This is a genomic window from Moorena sp. SIO4G3, assembly GCF_010692305.1.
GTDB lineage: Bacteria > Cyanobacteriota > Cyanobacteriia > Cyanobacteriales > Coleofasciculaceae > Moorena > Moorena producens_A.
The window spans coordinates 1-20,698 of sequence record NZ_JAAHIG010000134.1; the positions used below are offsets into that span (position 1 = coordinate 1).

Consider the following 20,698-nt stretch of genomic DNA (forward strand, 5'->3'; position numbering starts at 1 on the left):
CCTGGTCGCAATGGTTTACATAGTCTTCGGGGGGCGCTGGTTTTGGCAGCAGCTGACTCCGAAGGTCTAACTCTAATGAATATAGTGCGCCAGTTTCCCACCGAGGGCATGTTGATTGATACTGAGTATATCTTTGATGTCCGAAAAGAGCTAGCTACCCTATTTCGATATCGAGATGCAGCCGTGAATGCGATCGCAAACCAAGCCAACCGAGAAGCGGCTGCTGAGAATACCATTGATGTCTCCCAGTTAACAGACTTACAACAAGCAGGTCCTTATAACTTCACAGAGCAAGTCATCACCCTTTCCGGTCGCCGCCGTCAATCCCCTCTAGGGTTATCCGGAGAAACCAAGTTTGAGGTTGCTTTGTACTTACCCAAAGGCAATCCAAAACCAGCCCCCTTAGTAGTCATGTCCCATGGCTTTGCCTCAGATCGCAACCATTTCACCTATTTAGCAGAACACTTAGCATCCCATGGCATTGCTGTAGCGGTTCCTGAACACGTCGGGAGTAATGTTGAATATTCTCAAGCTGTACTACAGGGACTAGCCAATGGAATCAATCCGGTAGAGTTTATTGAACGACCCTTAGATATTAGATATGTACTCGATGAGCTGGAAGACCTCTCTAAATCTGACCCTAATTTTGCTAATCAGCTGAATCTCGAACAGGTAGGTGTGATTGGTCATTCCTTCGGGGGTTACACAGCTTTAGCCGTAGCAGGTGCAGAAATTAATGATTTAAGACTGCGCCAAGTGTGTCCTGATCAAGACCCAACCTTCAATCTCTCTGTACTGCTCCAATGCCGTGCCAATCGCTTACCCCCGTTTAATTATGACTTGCAGGATCCACGGGTCAAAGCAGTAATCGCTGTTAATCCTATTACCAGCACAGCCTTTGGTCCAGCTAGCTTGGGTAAAATTCAAGTGCCAGTCATGATTATGGCAGGTAGCCACGACATTGTAGCACCCACTGTCCCAGAACAGATTCACCCCTTCATCTGGCTCAATACCCCAGAAAAATATCTGGCAATGATTGTTGATGGCAACCACTTCTCCACTAGTGGTGCATCGGGGGACGATTTTGCCCTGTTTCCTAGAGAATTACTTGGTTCCAATCCTCAGGTCGGACTTTCTTACCTAAAAGCCTTAAGCTTAGCTTTTGTTAATACTCATATTCGGGATTTGCCAAACTATCGACCTTACCTCAGTGTTAGCTATGCCAAATTCCTCTCTGAGAATTCCCTAGAGCTACATTTAGTCAAATCTTTAACTCCAGAACAACTAGAGGAATCCTTTGGCAGTCAACCTCCCGAAAGTATCATACCACAAATCGCAATTGAGCCAATACCGAAGCCTTCAGAAACAGTTTTAGACCAAATTAAACGAACTGGCACCATAAAAGTTGGTATTAGAAAAGATGCTGCTCCTTTCGGCTACATTGATACCAACGGAGAGTGGAAAGGGTATTGCTTTGACCTACTCAATTCCTTAAAAGATAAGGTTGCCCAACAACTCAATAAACCCATAGAACTAAAAGTTGTTGCCATTCAATCAACATTGGAAAATCGCTTTGCTATTGTCCGAGATGAAACTGTCAATTTGGAGTGTGGCCCTAATACCATTAGGAGTGATATTGAAGGGATAAAATTCTCGACACCATTTTTTATTACTGGCACACACTTGTTAGTGGATTCTCAACAACCAAGACTCTTCAATCGTTACGAAAGCCTTGACAGTTTAAAAATTGGAGTACTTCCCAGTAGCCTAACAGAAACATTTATTGAGCAAACCTATCCTAATGCTCAGAAAATAGTTTTTCCTGGAGACATAGGTAGATCTCAAGGAGTCAAAGCATTAGTCAATAGCCATATTGATGCCTTTGCAAGCGATGGCATTTTATTAATTGGAGAAGTCACCAGACAAGGACTCTCCTCATCCCAGTACACCTTATCTCCAGATCAGCCACTGACCTGTGATTTCTATGGCATGATTCTCCCTAAGAGTGATCCGCAATGGCAACGTATTGTCAACTCCTTTATTGAAGGCGAAAAAGCTAAAGAAATTTGGGGGAGATGGTTTACAAATTTGTTTCCCTATGTCTTATTAAATCTCGAGTATTGTATTGATAAGTAAAATGTAATTCTGTCTAGGAGATCCATCATTCTTTTTTAGCGGTCACCATAAAGGAACGTCGCCTTCCAGGTACTGAACGGGGTGCGATTTGGACTGAGTAACGTCCATAATTTGCTCTTATTTCTCCAGGTTGGATCACTGATGCATTCCACCCATGATCAGCAAATAATTCTTCTGGTTCGTCTGTGCCAAAACGCCAATTTTTACTAATTAATCCCTTCTGGGTTTTAGAGCCTATCTGCCACGACTTTACACTTATTAAATCTGCACCCAAATAACTGCCTTTGACACTGATATCAGAAATTGTTTGCAGTAATATATTTATCTCTTTTTTATCCAGATACATCAATAAACCTTCCATCAACCAAACTGTAGGTTCATTAGATTTATATCCATATTTTGTCAATAAATGCACCCAAGGTTTTTGCAAATCTGTGGCGATGGAATAGCGATGACATTTAGAAGGAATATCCTTAAGAATTGCTTCTTTGCGAGACATGATTTCTGGTAAATCAATCTCGTATACACATAGTTCAGGTGGTAATGGTAGACGATATGCTCTAGTATCGTACCCCACCCCTAAAATTACAATTTGACGTACCTCTGGTATTACAGATATTATAAAATCATCAAAAAATTTAGTTCGCACTGCCACAAACTGGATGCGAAGGGTATTTGATTTCGGGTCTTTACCGTCTTGTTTTTCCCAATAATCCATCAAAGACTGTATTTCCTTAGACCCAACTAACTGAGCAGCAAAAGGATCGTCAAAAAGTCGGTCTGCCCTTTTCGATTCAATAGCACGTTTCGCCGCCATTACTACTGCGGTACGACAGACATCATTTTTGATTTCTGGTATTTTTTCGGCTTTTGCTGCCAGTTCGTTTTCCATAATTTACAATTTACTGCTTGATCATGAAATTAAGGACAACCTTGCTGAGATACTGTACCATCGGGCATCGTGGCATTACACAAATTAGCCCCAGTCAAATTAGCCCCAGTTAAATTAGCCCCCGTTAAGTTAGCCTCGGTTAAATTAGCCTCGGTTAAATTAGCCCCACTTAGATTAGCATTTTGTAAGTCAGCATAACTTAATTTGGTTCTATACAAATAGGTATTACTTAAATCAGAGCTAGCCATGCTCGCACCGGTTAAATCCCCCAAACTTAATGTGGCTCCTTTTAAATTAGCCTCATATAAGATTACCACAGGAGCAAAAACCTTATCTAATTTAGCATTTTCTAATGTAGCCGATGTTAAGTCAGCATCAAATAAACGAGCAGCTACTAAATTAGCATTTGTCAGGATGGCTCGTTCTAAATTAGCGAGAGTTAAATCTGCTCCTTGGAGATTAGCATTGGTCAGATCCGAACTTACTTCTTCGGTTGCCCGTCGTTGGTAAGATTGAAGTTTAGGGTTAAGTAGAATACTATTGAGATAAGCCCCTGATAAATTAGCCCCTCTTAAATTAATACTTCTCCAATTACAGTTACTAAAATTACCAAAGCTCAAATCACGACCACTTAAATCATTGCCTAGATCGCAATTAGCAAAAGTGTTGGATTGGGCTTGAGCTGGCAAGCCTAGACAACCGAGACATAAGAGAGAAGAAACTAGAGTTGAAGACACTAGAGTTATCGTTTTAAGCACCATAGTCATATTGAGTAGTTAGGATTGAATCTTGAGAGCATAAATTAATACAGAGTCAAATCCATAGCCATCCCTGTCGGAGTTGTGAGAGTAGTCAGTTGGAACAACGGATGGTTAACGGATGTAACCAATGGAAGTATGGAAAAATCTAGAAGTCTCGCAAGATGGCGAAGAGGTTATCCAGAGTAACACGGATTTCTCTGAGGTTTGACTTCGGATTGATATAATAGTATACAGTAATTTCGATGTGAAAGTAAGATTGATCGGAACGTCGGAGCAAGGAATAGGGCACAAATAGAGTTTTTTAGCTAAACTGTTGTACACTCGTCAACAGTAATTGACCATGAACCCAACTCGCCAACGAATCCAAAACATTTTCAAATCGATAGTAGCCTCTGTGCTAATCCTGAGTCTCTTTGGATGTGCCGCCCTTCTAGACCAGTTAGGAATCGGGAATTACACTGTCAAACGGGTATCTGATGGGGATACCATTCTCGTAGCTGACAGGTTTGGCAAAGATGTCAAAGTTCGGTTTGCCTGTATCGACGCTCCAGAAATTGCCCATTCCAACAAACAGAAGCAAAGCCGCAAATTGGTAGACAAAAGTCAATTCAAATGGGGAAATAAAGCCAAGGAGCGACTTCAGGAACTGGTTAAACAAAGCGATAATCAGGTGGTTTTGACTGTAACTGATACTGACCGCTATGGGCGCAGCGTCAGTGAAGTACGCTTAACCGATGGCACCTTTGTCCAGGAAGTCCTAGTTAAAGAAGGACTAGCACAGGTATATCGGCCTTATCTGAAAGATTGCCCCAGTGCGGAAATGGTCGATAGTGCTGAAGCCAATGCCAAACGATATCGGCGAGGGTTGTGGCGAGACCCTAAGTTTGTTCCAGCTTGGGAATATCGTAGTTTAGCAAAAACTAAATCCTCCTCCTCCTGAGTCGGAGAGTGTTTAGTTCCGTCAGTGTTTAGTTCTTAGTAGCTAGCCAATAGCCAGTAAACCGTCTATTGGTAGTTACCACTAATGAATGAGTAATTTCCTCTTATAGGGTTTGTAAATCACATGTAAACCTAAGAGGTATTTTTTTATTGTCCAATAAAACTCCGGATCTCTTTCCCCTCTTGCCTTTTGCCTCTTCGATGCATGGCTTTTCCTGCAATTGGTGTTTTTACAACCCATATACAAACGGTATAAATGTTGCAAAATGTTAAGTAAGTGATCAAAACTAAAATTTAAAACTAATGGTACTCTTCGGATTTAAGAAAAAGCTGACCGTGCCTACTGCTGAGGAAGCCTTACCCGGACGCTCAGAACTGATGCCAGTACCCGAGCGTCACTACGTCAATGGCAATCCTGTCAAACCCCCTTACCCAGATGGATTGGAAATGGCGATGTTTGGCATGGGATGTTTTTGGGGAGCAGAACGCCGATTCTGGCAACAGGAGGGAGTGTTCACTACCGCAGTAGGTTACGCTGCTGGAGTCACCCCTAACCCCACGTATCAAGAGGTCTGTACAGGCATGACGGGTCACAATGAAGTAGTGCTGGTGGTATTTGACCCAAAACTAATCAGTTACGAAGCACTCTTGAAAGTCTTCTGGGAAAGCCACAACCCCACCCAAGGGATGCGCCAAGGCAATGATACTGGTACTCAGTACCGTTCAGGAATTTATACCTATTCCGAAGACCAAAAGAAACTAGCGGAAGCCTCACAAAACGCTTATCAGCAAGCTCTGAATGCCGCCAATTATGGTAATATTACCACAGAAATTCTAGATGCTCCTGAGTTTTATTACGCAGAGGGCTATCACCAGCAGTACCTGGCTAAAAACCCTAATGGGTATTGTGGTTTAGGTGGGACAAATGTGAATTGCCCTGCAATTTCATAAGTCATCACTGCTGTGGTTAACACTCATTAGTCATGGGTCATTTGTAAGTACCAAATTCTCTTGGTACTTACAAATGACTAATGACTAAATTTGTAAGCATTCAGCTGTCAGCTGTCAGCCGTCAGCTCAAAAAAAGGCGTTGCTGAATCTTTGAATGAATAGGAGTAGAGTGGGCATCCTGCCCGCCCGAAAATTGTAACAGGCAAGATGCCTGTTCCACCAAGATGCCCATTCTACAAAACGCTTAAAATCATTCCATTATTAAGCAATGCCCAAAAAAAACCTCAAAAGGAAGAATTTAAGAGTTCGAGATTAATCAGAAGTTAAAGTCTGGGTAAAAGCCCATCAGTAGACGTAAATCACATTAAACGAATCCTTACCTCTTTGATTCAAAAGCACCTCAAGTAACGTGGCACAGGCTTCGACACTGGGGCGTAGCGCATCAGCTGATACGCGACACGCTGAATGCTTACGGGAACTGTATGAGGAACAACAAAATGAATCATAAGCTTAAAACTTTTAGTATCAGTTTTATAGTCGGTCTAGGATTAATTATTATTCCTATTTTACTATCCCCTGTCCTGTTTAATCCTCTAGTTTCAGCGTCATCTGCCCAGGAAAAGGTTGAACTAGTAGAACTAAGAGATAATCTTGGGAATTATCATTACCCTATTTCCACTACCTCAAACTTAGCTCAAAAGTATTTTGATCAAGGTTTAATTCTTGCCTACGGTTTTAATCATGCTGAAGCTGCTCGTGCTTTTAAAGAAGCAAGTAGGCTAGATCCTAATTGTGCCATGTGCTACTGGGGATTAGCTTATGTTCTAGGACCAAATATCAATGCACCAATGGCAGATGAACAAGTACCAGAGGCTTGGCAAGCAATTCAACAAGCGATCGCACTAAGTAACAAGGCATCTCCAAAGGAACAGGCTTATATTAAGGCTTTAGCACAGCGTTATTCGGAACAACCAATGGCAGATCGTTCCTCCCTTGATCTAGCTTATGGTCAAGCAATGAAGCAGGTTGTTCAAGATTATCCTGATGATTTAGATGCAGCAACTCTATACGCAGAATCCCTAATGGATACCATGCCTTGGGACTACTGGCAAGATAATGGGGAACTCAAACCAGAAGCCAAGCCAATTTTAGCAACATTAGAATCAGTCTTAGAAAGAAATCCTAAGCATCCGGGAGCTACTCACTTCTATATCCATGCCAGTGAGAAAGAACAACCCAAATTAGCCATAGAAGCTGCTGATAGTCTCCGCAATCTCGTTCCCGCTTCAGGACATTTAGTCCATATGCCCTCTCACATCTATATTCGAGTAGGACGTTACCAAGATGCTGTTATTGCTAATCAAAAAGGAGTGATGGCGGATCGTAACTATCTGTCATCCCCCCATCCTCAAAGTATTTATACTATTGCTTATGTTCCTCATAACTACCATTTCCTTTGGTTTGCAGCGGTAATGAGTGGACAAAGTGAAATAGCAATGGAAGCAGCACAAAAAACAGCAGCAGTTGATCCAAGTCTGATGGCTAATCCAGGTTTATCTGGTAAAATACAACATTTTTCTGTTGTTCCACTTTATACGGAAGTGCGTTTTGGAAAATGGGATAAAATTCTAGAGACACCTGCACCAAAAACTGATTTGAAATATGCTACGGGTGTTTGGCATTATTCTAGAGGTATGGCTTTCACCTCTCAAGGTAAGAAAGAAGAAGCTAATCAAGAATTAGCTAAATTACAAGGTTTAGTTGCTGATCCTGATTTAGAAAAACTTAAAATATCGAGTTTGAATTCTACTCCTAGTGTTCTTAAAATTGCCCTTGAAGTCTTAACTGGTTCAATTGCTACTCTTGAGCAAGATTACACAACAGCAACTAGTCACTTAAAAAATGCGGTTACCCTAGAAGATAAGCTGGTTTATAATGAACCACCAGATTGGTATTCTCCTACCCGTTATTTGCTAGGCACAATCCTGCTCCAAGGCAATCAGCCAGAGCAAGCAGAACAAGCGTTTCGTGATGATTTAGATATTTATCCCGAAAATGGTTGGTCATTACATGGTTTAGCAAAAAGTTTGCAAGCACAAGGAAAAACAGCAGAAGCAGAAACGATACAACAGCAATTTCAACAAGCGTGGCAATATGCTGATATTGCTTTATAAAATAACCGTAAAATAACCTCAGTTTGATTGGCTCAACTAGAAAGCTTCTCCAACAAATCCTTTAGCACTGGTGGTAATTTGCGCATAATCTTACCCTGGTCTCGGTCAACGGGTACTAGAATCACACGACCGGTTAGGTAAAGTTCTTTCCCATCATGGGATTGAATTTGATAATCCCACTTAATACGGACACCTTTCATTTCAGCGATGGCTGTCTTGACAACTGCAGCTGTGCCCATTGGCATTGCCCGGTGATAGCGTAAAGAAAGTTCTACTACCGGTAAATCGCATCCTAACTTGACGAGATCACTATAATCCATACCCATCGAGCATAAGTACTCTACCCTCGCTTCTTCCATCCAGCGAAGGTAGGTACCATGCCAGACTATACCACCATAGTCAGTGTGGTGGGGATGCACTCGCACTGGATAGTCAAACCATTTTTTTGTGGTGGCGGTTAGCTCATGGCTTGGCATGGTACTGTCCAGCTGTCCTTGAGCTGAGGTTTGGGGTTTTTCTGACATGGATCAACTTAATCGTTCCACCCCTTGAGCGTAAGCAGAAGGGGTGGGTTTTCATTCACTCTAATTAAAAAATTAAAGCTACCTGCTGACTATCCTAAACGTAGAAGGAGAAGTCCATATCTGGAACCGAAGGAGTGATAGGTAAGATATTCTCCTCACTCACTGAGTTATTCTCGATAATCCACATGCCATTTTGTCCTTGAGAATTACGGAAGAAGAAATCATCAATACCATCTCGGTTAGCGTCATAGGCACCACGGAATTCCCAAGGACCGTCTGCTGGTCGGGAAGTGATCAGCACTGCCTCCTGGTAAACAGTACCATCGAGCTTCCAGTAGGCAAACTCTTCGGTATCCATATTTTCCCAGATAGCATCTGCGTCACCATCGCCATCCATGTCTCCAGCCGCAAGTAACTGCCAGGAACTGCCAGGTGATTCTATCATGTTTTCACCATTACTATCCGTAATAAACGTAGCATTCTGAAACCCAGTTTCATTTATCTCCCAAACAGCAATTTCTCCGCTGGATGTGTTGTACCAGAAAATTTCTTCTGCACCACCACCGTTAACATCTCCCGTGCCACGGATTTCCCAGCTGAGGTCTGATCCTGGTTGACCTGCTGGTGCCTGAGTAGTTATTGCATCCTGGAACTCGGAGCGTTCCATGTTCCAAACTGCAACACCGCCAGTCAGCGTATCACGCCACAGAGGATTCCTGATACCATCCCCTAAATCTATAACACCACGGGCTTCAAATCCAGCGTTCTCTGGTACCAACACGTCCTGACCACTTTGATCCGTAATGAATGCTGTGGTCTCGACGCTAGTGCCCTGGCCATTTAGAGTCCACAAAGCAACTTGTCCATTGACAGGATTATGCCAGAACAGATCCACACTGGGGATTCGGGTAATTTCAATGGCATCAAGTCGCCCTCGCTCGAAATTATCATTCTCATTATTGGTACTTGACCGTACCGAGATTTCTATTTGATCTCCTGGAGCAAGGTCTATATTCTTAAAAATGGGATTTGGATTATCCTCAGCAAGTAGAGGACGATCAGGGTTACGTAGATTGGCACCGCTGAGAGGGACATAATTCTTGGGCTCAGCTGTTGGCCGATTTATATTATTACCACGTAAGTTTATATCATAATCATATGTACCAACTTGCTGTCCGTTGACACTAAATGTCAGTGGAGATTCCCCATCCTCTTCGTCAAAGTAGGCAATACGAATATCATACTTACCAGCCGGTCCATCCTGTGCTGTCCATGTAAATGTCAGCACACCGACGTTTTTTTCTGGATCCGGGTCATTAAACGTTTTGATCTGGACAGCTGCACCGCCTGAAGCAACGGTATCAATACCGTTGTCACTGGTTATCCCGTAGTTTTCGTTTCGCGTAACGCGAGGACCTTCTGCTTCAATCAGAACCATAAGATAGTTTTTTCCCAAAAGTTATCTGTGTTTAGACTGGTGGGCTTTTCTTTTCCGTCGTCATGCACCAAAAAATTTCTAATTACTCTATCCCAACTCAGTCCCAACTCACTAATTGACGGGATGTGTAACTTACAACACTGGCATTACTCAAGGTGCCTGCTATGAAATGGCACAAGAGTCTGTAAACTTTGTCTGTGTCTGTGAACTTTTGGGGAAAATTTAATCATGCTTATCGATGTATCTAGGGTACAATACCTTACTAGATACCTATTTCTAGATACATCGATAAGGGTAAAACACCCCTTTTAATAGTTCAAAGATGCTTTGCTCAAAAATATCCAGTGAAACTGGATATTTTTTTTGAAGCCTTTTCTAGAGTTTGACTGGCTAACGATCCCCTGATAAAATTCCACCCCTAAGAGATGACCTAGTCAAAAAAGTAGTTTGGTTCCAGGCTTCATGTTTTTTTTGGTGTTTTGACTGAGAAAAATCCTACCACTATTATAAATGCCATAAAAATCCGTAAATGTCACTATAAAATTAGCGATTTTAATAAAAATTCATGAAATTTTTATTAAATTTTTACTGACTTGGTACTGAGGAAAAAAACAATTATTATATATAGCGTTTCTAGGACTCATGAGGTACAGTATTCTTTGACGTTGATTCCCTTTTAGGTGCGCTTGACCCATTAAGAATTAAATTCGCCACGGGTCGCACCTCTTAATGCAGCGCATCGCTATTCCCTCTTATCTCTTATCTCTTCCCTGTTCCGGTGATCCGCTGTTCCCTGTTCCCTAAAATCTAGAAATTGTGTACCTTACAAGTCCTAGAATTGCTATAATATCAAGTTAACTAATAATTATGAATGAGTAATTTTCTCCTGCCTCAGGGTAGTTAGTGGGTAAGCTATCACCTATCGCCTATCAGCTAATGCGCTACAGATAGTCCTACTAGAGGTGCTTTTGAATAAAACAGGTAAGCAAAAGTTTAATCTTTTTTGCATCACAGCGTCGAAATCTGTGTCACCACTAGAAGCCTGTGCCACAAAGCACCTAAAATACCGTGGCCATAGGCTAAGGACGTTTATCCAGACTTTCAATTCTCATCATTAATCTATCAATATTATTAAATTATCCCTTTTGCCCATTGCCCACCCTACGGGAACGGCGCAGGCTACTGACACCCGGAAATATTAGACTCAGATTTAAGTGAACAAGCAGCCCACCCCTTGAGCGTAAGCGGAAGGGGTGGGTTTGCCTTGACTGTAATTACAAAAGTAAAGCTACCTGTTGACTATCCTAGACGTAGAAGGAGAAGTTAGTATCTTCGAACGTATCCATAAGGACAATATCCTCACGGACAATATTACCATTCAGTGGGTTTTCGTCGATCATCCAGATGGCAGTCTCTCCATCTCCGGAAAGGAAGTAGAAATCATTAAAACCATCTCCGTAAGTGTCATAGGCACCACGGAATTCCCAAGGACCGTCTCCTTGATCGAACTTTAGCTCCACTTCCTTCTGGAAGACAGTACCCTCAAGCTCCCAGTAGGCAAACGTTTTATCCTGCTTATGTTGCCAAATAGCATCTGCGTCACCATCGTTATCCATGTCTCCAGCCGCAACTAACTTCCAGGCCTTGTCAGGTGCTTCTATCATGTTTTCACCATTGGTTTTGGTAATATTTTTAGCATTCTGAAGCCCGTTTTCATCTATCTCCCAAACACCAATGTCTCCTGTGGATGTGTTGTACCAGAAAATTTCTTCTGCACCATCACGGTTAACATCTCCAGTGCCACGGATTTCCCAATCTAATTTTGGGCCACCTGGTAGTGAGTCAATAATTATTTCCTTCTCGAACTCAGAGCCTTTCATCTTCCAAACCGAAACAGCACCGGTTACGTTATCACGCCACAGAGGACTCCTGTTACCATCGCCTAAATCTATAACACCATAGGCTTCCAATCCAGCGTTGTCTGGTACCAACTTCTCCGGACTATCTTTAATGAAGTGTTGATCTTTCATTAATTTGGTCTGCTCATCCTCAGTGTATTGCTCAGTTAGAGTCCAAAACTCAACTGTTTGATTTTCTGCACTTTCAGGATTATGCCAGAACAGATCCACACTGGGGGCTCGGGTAAATTCAATCTCATCAATTCGCCCTAGCTCGAAAGTTCTTACATCCTCCTCCTTCGGGGGAAATTGACCATTGCTATGTGCCAGTGCCGAAATTTCGATTTGATCCCCTGGAGCAAGGTCTATGTTCTTAAAAATGGGATTTGGATTATCCTCATTACTTAAAGTGTCAGCTGAATTGTCACCCTCCAGAGGGACATAAGTCTTTGCCTCAGCTGTTGGCCGTTCTGTATTATTACCAATTAAGTTTAGATCATAAACATAGGTACCAACTTCCTGTCCGTTGACTTTAAATGTCAGTTCAGATTCCCCATCCGCTTCGTCAAAGTAGGCAATACCAATATCATACTTACCAGGCAGTCCATACTCTTTTTTCCAATCAAAGGTAAGCACACCTTCTGGAGGAGCCTCCGTTCCATTAATAACGTTGTTAATGTTTTGAATACCACTAATATCTATTTTTACACCTTGTTTTTTGACAATTTCACCGTTTATAATAACATCAACACCTCCTGTTTGATTCTCGAAAATATATTTCTTTTGATCTTTATTTGGATCGTTTAAATTTTCTTTTAAAATGTCTTCTGCTTGAATAATCTTACCCATAATATAGTGGTCTCCCAAAAGTTATCTGTGTTTACAGTGGTTGGCTTTTCTTTTCCGTGCTGATGCACCAAAAAATTTCTAATGACTCCATCCCAATTCAGTCCCAACTTAGTAAGTTACGGGATGTGTAACTTACAACACTGGCATTACTTAAAGTCCCTGCCATGAGATGGAATAAGAGTCTGTGAACTTTGTCTGTGAACTTTTGGGGAAAATTTAATCATGCTTATCGATGTATATAGAGTAAAGTACCTTTCTAGATACGTACTTCTAGATATATCGATAAGGGTAAAACACCCCTTTTAATAGTTCAAAGATGCCCTGCTCAAACTTATCCAGTTTCACTGGATAAATTTTTTGAAGCCTTTTCTAGAGTTTGACTTGCTAACGATACCCTGATCAAATTTCATCCCTAGATGACCTAGTCAAAAAACTAGTTTGGTTCTAGGCTTCCTATTTTTTTTTTGCGTTTTGACTTTAAAAAAAATCCTACCATTAGTATAAATGACATAAAAATCCGTAGATGTCACTATCCAATTAGCGCTTTTCATCAAACTTTTATAAAAGTTCATGGAATTTTTACTGAGTTGGTACTGATAAAAAACTCATTATTATATAACATCAAGTCACCTAATAATATAGGCGAAATGCTTAGGTTAGGGGTTATACCAAATCCAGGTTAAATAATTCCTTTTTTCATTAATTACCTATTTCATTAAGTCATTGAGGTGTCGATCCAAGTTGGGAGCATGTCAGTTTTGTTAATCCCTGATTCAGATCCCCCGTTTCCCTTAGTAAGGGGGACTTTTGAATCTAATTCTCCCCTTGTTTAAGGGGGGTTAGGGGGGATCTATATACATAATTACAAAGGTGACATGCTCCCATCCAAGTTTTTGCCCCATTCAATTTACTGTGGGGCAAAAAGCTCACGGGGTGACAACAAAGCTCAAACCTAGGCAGGTATTAGGTATTAGGTATTAGGGATTAGGTATTAGGGATTAGGTATTAGGGATTAGGGATTAGGTATTATGTATTAGGGATTAGGTATTAGGTATTATGTATTAGGGATTAGGGATTAGGTATTAGGGATTAGGTATTAGGGATTAGGTATTAGGTATTAGGGATTAGGTATTGGGGAAATTACAGCGACTCGTCTTGTTGTATTTCCCAGCAGTTGAAGCAATTTTAACCAATCCAACTTCATAGATAGTTTTAATCAATCCATACCCCCTTGACAATCTTCCCTAACCCCTAACCCCTAACCCCTGTAGGACTTTCAATTCGCTGGTCACCCCGTGAAGGCAAAAAGGCTTAACAGAAGGGTAAATGCCTTGGAGATCTGGTTTCTGAGAATTAGATGAGAATGTCGCTGACACTCGGAAAGATTAGACTCAGATTTAAGTGAAAAAACAGCCCACCCCTTGAACTTAAGCAGAAGGGGTGGGTTTTTCTTGACGTTAATGACAACAGTAAAGCTAGCTGCTGATTCTCCTAAACGTAGAAGGAGAAGTTAGTCTCTTCCACCGTATTGATAGCAACAATTTTATCCACTGAGTCATTCTGGATCATCCACATGCCATTCTGTCCAGTGATGGAATTACGGAAGAATAAATCATCAATACCATCGTTGTTAGCGTCATAGGCACCACGGAATTCCCAAGGACCGTCTGCTGCTTCGGACTCGATCAGCACTGCATTTTGGAAAACAGTACCATCCAGGTTCCAGTAGGCAAACTGTCGAGTATTCATATTTTCCCAGATAGCATCGGCGTCACCATCGCCATCCATGTCTCCAGCCGCAAGTAACTGCCAGTCATTGTCAGGTGATATAATCATCTTCTCATTACTGCTATCCGTAATAAAGGTAGCATTCCCAAACCCGGTTTCATCTATCTCCGAAACAGCAATGTCTCCAGTAGATGTGTTGTACCAGAAGATTTCTTCTCCACCACCACTGTTAACATCTCCGGTGCCACGGATTTCCCAGTCGAGGTTTGAACCTGGGCCATCTGCTGGTGGGTCAATAGTTATTGCCTCCTGGAACTCGGAGCCTTTCATCTTCCAAACGACAACAGCGCCGGTTTCAGTATTACGCCACAGAGGACTCCTGTTACCATCACCTAAATCCACAACACCACGGGCTTCAAATCCAGTGTTCTCTGGTACCAACACGTCCTGACCATTTTGATCGGTAATAAACGCTGTCGTCTCGACCTCAGTGCCCTGGCCATTTAGAGTCCACGCAGCAACTTGTCCACTGACAGGATTATGCCAGAACAGATCCAAACTGGGGATAATCTCTTCAGCTGGGGTAATTTCAATGGCATCAAGTCGCCCTAGCTCGAAATTAGCATCATTATTAATGCTATCTGCCACTACCGAGATTTCTATTTCATCCCCTGGAGCAAGGTCTACGCCCTTAAAAATGGCATTTGGATTATCCTCAGCACTTAGAGGGCGAGGGCCACGTGGATTGCCACCGCTCAGAGGGACATAATTCTGAGGAAAAGCTGTAATCCCAGGTAAGTTTAGATTATAAACATATGTACCAACTTGCTGTCCGTTGACACTAAATGTCAGTTCAGATTCCCCATCCTCTTCGTCAAAGTAGGCAATACTAATATCGTACTTACCAGCCGCTCCATCCTCTGCTGTCCATTGAAATCTAAGTATACCGGGTTCTTCAAGGGGGTTATTAAAGCTTGATATCTGGACGGCTCGACCCCCTGAAGCAACGGTATCAATACCGTTTGCACTGGTTGTCTCGTAGTTTATTCGCGTTACGCGATCGCTTTCTGCTTCAATCAGAACCATAAGATCGTTTTTTCCCAAAAGTTGTGTTTACAGTGGTTGGCTTTTATTTTCAGTCCTGATGCACCAAAAAATTTCTAAATATTCCATCCCAACTCAGTAAATCACGGAATGTGTAACTTACAACAACGATGCAGCCAGGGAACAGGGGAGGCAGCGCCGACCTGTGGGGGTTACCCCCACTCGCGCTTTGCATCAAGACACTGGCATTACTCAACCTCCTGAGCATGAGATGAGATCAGAGTTTGCGCACTTTATCTGTGAACTTTTGGGGCAAATTTAATGATGCTTATCGATGTATCTAGAGTACAGTACCTTTCTAGATACATGTTTCTAGATACATGGATAAGGCGAAAACACCCTCTTTAATAGTTCAAAGATGCCCTGTTCAAATTTATCCAGTAAAACTAGATAAATGTTTTGAAGCCTTTTCTAGAGTTTGACTGGCTAACGATTCCCTGATCACATCCCACCCCTAACAGATGACCTAGTCAAAAAACTAGTTTGGTTCTAGGCTTCCTATTTTTCTTTGGCGTTTTGACTTAAAAAAAAATCCTACCATTAGTATAAATGACATAAAAATCAGTAAATGTCACTATCAAAATAGGGATTTTCATGGAAATTTTATAAAACTTTATCAAATTTTTACTGAGTTAGTACTGATCAAAAACTAATTATTATATAACATGAGTCAGCTAATAATTATGAATGAAGAATTTTACCCTCCCTCAGAGCAGTTAGGGGTTATACTAAATCCGGGTTAAAGAATTTTTTTTTCATTCAGTCCCTCTTTGATTCAGTCATTGAGGTGTACAAGCAAGTTTTTGCCCCAATCAATTTACTGTGGTGCAAAAAGGGTTAACACAAGAGTATTTAAGATTAGTTTAAAAATTAACTAATTTACAATAAATAATGTTGAAATGTAGCCAGCTATTTCTTTACTTGACGAAATATCCAAAAACTATAGCAAAGGGAACAGCGGATCTGGGAACAGCGGATCTGGGAGTAGGAAGTAGCGATGCAGCGCTGCCAAAGGGGGTTTCCCCCACTCGCTATTGCATCAAGACGGCAGTAGGGAATATCGCATCAAAATTCTCTGAATTCCTACACGGATTGCTATATAGCGCTACGCGCAAGGCAAGAGGCAAGAGGCAAGAGGCAAAAGTTTACTACACAAGGTTTTCAGCTTGTATCAATGTCCTAACTTTAATGCGTAGTGCTATATCTGTTGAGATCAGCTAAATGAAACAATGATGAAAATTTTTATAGGTGCGCGCCTCCTAGGGCGAGTAAATCGCCCTTGGGTCGCACCTCTAGGAATAAAAATCTGTTGCTATTGAAATCTAGGCGAGCCACTATTACCGATACAGTTATTCATTGGTTACGGATAATAGGTAATAGGTAACTGGTCGGGGTTGTACCTATTACTAATTACCTATTACCTATTACCCGTGTTGCTTTGTTTAACTGGGTTTGAGGATTTACCTTCAAACTTTAAAGGCAAACGTTACCATCAAAACCTTAGGTAATTACAGTGGGAACCTCCCGTTCTGTAAACTTCCGAATCTGGGCAATCTCATGGGCTAGGGAAATCAGTGGTTCCAATGCTTGTTGAGTATCCACGTCATGGTTAGTGGAATCTGGCTCATAGCTCTCTAAATAGAGGCGTAGGGTTGCCCCTTTTGTGCCAGTGCCAGATAGGCGGAATATAATCCGAGAGCCATCAGTAAAGCCAATCCGAATCCCCTGCTTTTGGCTGACGCTCCCATCTACTGGGTCTGTGTAACTAAAGTCATCACCATACTCTACCTGGTAAGAGCCAAATTGCTGTCCTTTCAGGTCTGGGACACTTGAACGCAGACGCTCCATCAGTTCCTGAGCTCGTGCCCCATCTACCTCTTCATAGTCATGGCGGGAATAGAAATTACGACCATAGGTTTGCCAGTGGCTACGGACAATCTGCTCCACTGATTCACCCCGCACTGCCAGGATATTGAGCCAGAATAGCACTGCCCACAGCCCATCTTTTTCCCGTACATGGTTAGAACCAGTGCCAAAACTTTCTTCACCGCACAAAGTGGCTTTACCTGCATCCAATAAATTGCCAAAAAACTTCCAACCTGTTGGGGTTTCATAGCAATCAATACCCAACTGAGCCGCCACTCGGTCTACAGCAGCACTGGTTGGCATGGAACGGGCTACCCCTGCTAAACCTTGACTATAACCAGGTACAAGATGGGCATTGGCGGTTAACACGGCTATGCTATCACTGGGGGTAACGAAGAACGAGCTTCCCAGGATCATATTGCGATCGCCATCTCCATCAGAAGCAGCTCCAAAATCTGGGGCATTATCACCATAGAGAATATCCACCAAGTCCTTAGCATAGACTAAATTAGGGTCAGGATGACCACCGCCAAAATCTTCTAACGGTATACCATTAAGTACAGTACCTTCTGGTGCCCCTAAGCGTTGTTCAAAAATAGCATGGGCATAGGGACCAGTTACCGCATGTAATGAGTCCATACACATGCCGAATTTCCCAGAGGTTAGTAGCTGGTGAATGCGGTCAAAGTCAAACAGGGACTCCATTAATTGAGTATAAGGCTCAACTGGGTCAATCACCTCAACGCTCAAGGTTCCCAGGGTAAATGCACCTGGTCGGTCTAGATTCACATCCGCAGCCTCCAGGATTTTGTAACTATCGATGACTTTACTCCGAGCATAGATAGCTTCCGTCACCTTTTCCGGTGCTGGTCCACCATTACTGGTGTTATACTTGACACCGAAGTCACCCTTTGGACCCCCAGGATTGTGGCTGGCCGAGAGGATAATGCCACCTAATGCCTCATGCTTGCGAATAACACAAGATGCTGCTGGGGTAGACAGAATACCACCACAACCGACTAACAACCGACCTAACCCATTGGCGGCTGCCATTTTGAGAATGGTCTGAATTGCTTGCCGATTGTAGTAGCGACCATCACCCCCTACAACTAGGGTTTGACCTTCACAGCCTTCTAGGGAGTCAAAGATAGACTGAATAAAGTTTTCTAGGTAATGGGGCTCCTGAAAAACGGTGACCGACTTACGGAGTCCGGAAGTACCGGGTTTTTGGTCTGTAAAGGGCTTAGTCGAGACAGTGCGTATGTTCATTACAAGCTAGCTACAGGTTGTACTGCTAATTCTTTATTGTTAACTGTTACCTGTTAATTGTTAAAGAAAAAATCAAAAGTCTTTGATAAATGACTGATGACTTTTAGTGAACCCTGCTCTGGCAAAGCGCGAACGCACTATCACTACTTACCTATGCACATTTTTGTCTATTTGTCAATGCTTTACCTTAATCTATTTCCCGGGGAAGTATATCGCTATATTTTTGTTTAGCAACGGTCAAAATCAACCCTCCTTATTTTTTTATTAATAGCGATTAGCTTTGCACAAGGTTAGCTAATCGCTGATTAAAAACTAAATTGTCATCTGACCGCTAAACTTATAATCCAATACCAAGTGACTAGATTATGGCTGATCAGCCTTAGGCTGAATCCTTAGACTAAATTTCTCGGTCGAAGCCATATTTTTCGCGGATATGGGTATTAAAATACTGACCGATAGAAGGATTATCTTTCAAACCCTTGTAGATCTCCTCTGGTACATCCCGATACTTGTAGATACTACCATTATTAAATTGAACCCGAAGAATTTTTTTTTCTACATCGTAGTCGAAGGATTTAATCACAGCGCTGGTACTTTTCAGCAATGGGAAGGCAATTACATCCCGAATACTAGGTGAATTAGTGAGTAGCATCACTAAACGATCAATACCAATACCTAAACCACCAGTGGGAGGCATACCGTACTCCAGGGCAGCGAGAAAGTCTTCATCAACATCTTGAGCTTCCAAATCTCCTGCTGCTTTCTTGGCTGCTTGTGCTTCTAGTCGTTGCCGTTGATCTATAGGATCAGTTAACTCAGAATAACTGTTTGCTGTTTCTCTTCCCACTATAAACAATTCAAACCGTTCTACTAAACCTGATTTTGAGCGATGGGGTTTAGTGAGGGGAGAGATTTCCACAGGATAATCCAGAACAAAAGTCGGTTGGATTAACGTTTCTTCTACCTTCTGCTCAAAGGCTTCATTGAGCAATTTGCCAATAGAATAGCAATCATTGGGAACCTCCACACCAGCATCTTTCGCTGCTGCTTTTGCCTGCTCAATGTTGGGAAATTTATCAAAATCTAAACCAGTTTGGTCTTTGACTAACTCGTGCATCGTTACTTTACGCCAAGGGGGAGTTAGATCAATTACTTCACCTTGGTAGTTAATGGTTAGTGTACCTAACACTTCCTTAGCAGCATTACTGATCAGATTTTCCGTCAACACCATCATCTGATTATAATCGGCGTAAGCCTGATAGATTTCAATCATGGTGAATTCCGGATTGTGACGAGTGGAAATTCCTTCATTGCGGAAGACACGCCCCAACTCATATACCTTTTCAAAACCACCAACAATTAGTCGCTTCAGATGCAACTCCGTAGCAATACGCAGATACAAGTCCATTTGTAAGGTGTTGTGGTAGGTGATAAAAGGACGCGCATCTGCACCACCAGCCTCACTCTGAAGTACCGGAGTTTCAATTTCAATAAAATCCTGTTGGTTTAAATAGTGCCGAATAGAAGCAGTGATTTTGGCACGACGACGAAAGGTTTCCCGGACATCAGGATTAACAATTAGGTCAACATAACGTTGACGATAGCGCTTTTCTGTATCCGTTAAACCATGCCATTTATCTGGCAAAGGTAACAGAGATTTAGTCAGGATATCATACTCCTTGACATAGATCGATAGTTCCCCTTTCTCCGTGCGCTTGATGGTTCCTTTTGCCCCAATAATATCGCCAGTATCAGTGAGTTTTTTGAGAATATTGAAAGCATTGGGAAGGTCTGCCATTTTAGCAGTGATTCTCTTTTTATCCAGGTACAGCTGAATTGTACCAGTCTCATCCTGAATGTTGAAGAAAGCTAATTTACCAAAAACACGACGAGCTATAATCCGACCAGCAACAGCAACTTCCACATCTACTTCTTCGCCATTGCCTAGGTCAGCATAGTTTTGCTGCAATTCGGCAGCCTGAGCTGTAGATTCCCAATTATAGGCATAGGGAATTAATCCTTCTGCTTTGAGTTGTTCAACTTTTTCAAGCCGTGTGGTGCGAATTTCTTCTAGAGTTGAAGTGCTTTGTGGTTCTGGACGAGATTGGTCTGACATAATTTCTAGTGACAATATAGTGGACAAATAGTTTATAAACTGTAAATTATTGT

General features: G+C 42.0%; 12 protein-coding genes. 4 read left to right on the forward strand and 8 right to left on the reverse strand.

Features of this window, described 5'->3' with window-relative positions; translation table 11 throughout:
• Window positions 1-2,136: alpha/beta fold hydrolase (locus F6J99_RS22290; protein ID WP_293115424.1), on the forward strand; the 2,136-nt coding region annotated here is incomplete at its 5' end.
• A gap of 25 nt (window positions 2,137-2,161) precedes the next feature.
• On the opposite strand, the gene F6J99_RS22295 is transcribed toward F6J99_RS22290, so the two are convergent.
• Complete coding sequence (locus F6J99_RS22295) at window positions 2,162-3,028, reverse strand: SAM-dependent methyltransferase (RefSeq protein ID WP_293115426.1); 867 nt, start codon at window positions 3,026-3,028, stop codon at window positions 2,162-2,164.
• Between the two features lie 29 nt (window positions 3,029-3,057).
• Window positions 3,058-3,795 (reverse strand): pentapeptide repeat-containing protein, encoded by a 738-nt coding sequence (locus tag F6J99_RS22300; RefSeq protein ID WP_293115428.1) that lies wholly within the window; start codon window positions 3,793-3,795, stop codon window positions 3,058-3,060.
• A gap of 334 nt (window positions 3,796-4,129) precedes the next feature.
• Between F6J99_RS22300 and F6J99_RS22305 the strand changes: the two genes are divergently transcribed.
• The 3 genes from F6J99_RS22305 (at window position 4,130) to F6J99_RS22315 (ending at window position 7,853) form a co-directional block, all read left to right on the forward strand.
• Window positions 4,130-4,729: a thermonuclease family protein gene (locus F6J99_RS22305; RefSeq protein ID WP_070391895.1), complete on the forward strand. Its 600-nt coding sequence runs from the start codon at window positions 4,130-4,132 to the stop codon at window positions 4,727-4,729.
• 302 nt (window positions 4,730-5,031) lie between these two features.
• The gene (gene msrA / locus F6J99_RS22310; RefSeq protein WP_293115431.1) at window positions 5,032-5,679 is read left to right on the forward strand and encodes a peptide-methionine (S)-S-oxide reductase MsrA; all 648 of its coding nucleotides are present in this window, start codon (window positions 5,032-5,034) and stop codon (window positions 5,677-5,679) included.
• A gap of 497 nt (window positions 5,680-6,176) precedes the next feature.
• Window positions 6,177-7,853, forward strand: coding sequence for a hypothetical protein (locus tag F6J99_RS22315; RefSeq protein WP_293115433.1), 1,677 nt, complete (start codon window positions 6,177-6,179; stop codon window positions 7,851-7,853).
• Window positions 7,854-7,885: 32 nt separating this feature from the next.
• Here the strand turns inward: F6J99_RS22315 and F6J99_RS22320 are convergent, their stop codons facing one another.
• From F6J99_RS22320 to lysS, 6 genes are all read right to left on the reverse strand, one after another.
• Window positions 7,886-8,377: a thioesterase family protein gene (locus F6J99_RS22320; RefSeq protein WP_293115435.1), complete on the reverse strand. Its 492-nt coding sequence runs from the start codon at window positions 8,375-8,377 to the stop codon at window positions 7,886-7,888.
• Between the two features lie 94 nt (window positions 8,378-8,471).
• Complete coding sequence (locus F6J99_RS22325) at window positions 8,472-9,815, reverse strand: FG-GAP-like repeat-containing protein (RefSeq protein WP_293115437.1); 1,344 nt, start codon at window positions 9,813-9,815, stop codon at window positions 8,472-8,474.
• A 1,304-nt stretch (window positions 9,816-11,119) separates the two neighbouring features.
• Window positions 11,120-12,562: a VCBS repeat-containing protein gene (locus F6J99_RS22330; protein ID WP_293115439.1), complete on the reverse strand. Its 1,443-nt coding sequence runs from the start codon at window positions 12,560-12,562 to the stop codon at window positions 11,120-11,122.
• 1,491 nt (window positions 12,563-14,053) lie between these two features.
• On the reverse strand, window positions 14,054-15,376 hold the full coding sequence (locus F6J99_RS22335; protein WP_293115441.1) for a hypothetical protein: 1,323 nt from the start codon (window positions 15,374-15,376) through the stop codon (window positions 14,054-14,056).
• Window positions 15,377-16,894: 1,518 nt separating this feature from the next.
• Window positions 16,895-18,529, reverse strand: a complete 1,635-nt coding sequence (locus tag F6J99_RS22340) for an alpha-D-glucose phosphate-specific phosphoglucomutase (protein WP_293115443.1) — start codon at window positions 18,527-18,529, stop codon at window positions 16,895-16,897.
• A gap of 397 nt (window positions 18,530-18,926) precedes the next feature.
• Window positions 18,927-20,645: a lysine--tRNA ligase gene (lysS, locus tag F6J99_RS22345; protein WP_293115445.1), complete on the reverse strand. Its 1,719-nt coding sequence runs from the start codon at window positions 20,643-20,645 to the stop codon at window positions 18,927-18,929.
• Window positions 20,646-20,698: the final 53 nt, after the last annotated feature.

Coding starts and splice junctions, on each gene's coding strand:
- F6J99_RS22320 (WP_293115435.1), bottom strand. CDS start 8,377: ATGTCAGAAAAACCCCAAACCTCAGCTCAAGGACAGCTGGACAGTACC.
- msrA (WP_293115431.1), top strand. CDS start 5,032: ATGGTACTCTTCGGATTTAAGAAAAAGCTGACCGTGCCTACTGCTGAG.
- F6J99_RS22325 (WP_293115437.1), bottom strand. CDS start 9,815: ATGGTTCTGATTGAAGCAGAAGGTCCTCGCGTTACGCGAAACGAAAAC.
- F6J99_RS22315 (WP_293115433.1), top strand. CDS start 6,177: ATGAATCATAAGCTTAAAACTTTTAGTATCAGTTTTATAGTCGGTCTA.
- F6J99_RS22305 (WP_070391895.1), top strand. CDS start 4,130: ATGAACCCAACTCGCCAACGAATCCAAAACATTTTCAAATCGATAGTA.
- F6J99_RS22330 (WP_293115439.1), bottom strand. CDS start 12,562: ATGGGTAAGATTATTCAAGCAGAAGACATTTTAAAAGAAAATTTAAAC.
- F6J99_RS22335 (WP_293115441.1), bottom strand. CDS start 15,376: ATGGTTCTGATTGAAGCAGAAAGCGATCGCGTAACGCGAATAAACTAC.
- lysS (WP_293115445.1), bottom strand. CDS start 20,645: ATGTCAGACCAATCTCGTCCAGAACCACAAAGCACTTCAACTCTAGAA.
- F6J99_RS22295 (WP_293115426.1), bottom strand. CDS start 3,028: ATGGAAAACGAACTGGCAGCAAAAGCCGAAAAAATACCAGAAATCAAA.
- F6J99_RS22300 (WP_293115428.1), bottom strand. CDS start 3,795: ATGACTATGGTGCTTAAAACGATAACTCTAGTGTCTTCAACTCTAGTT.
- F6J99_RS22340 (WP_293115443.1), bottom strand. CDS start 18,529: ATGAACATACGCACTGTCTCGACTAAGCCCTTTACAGACCAAAAACCC.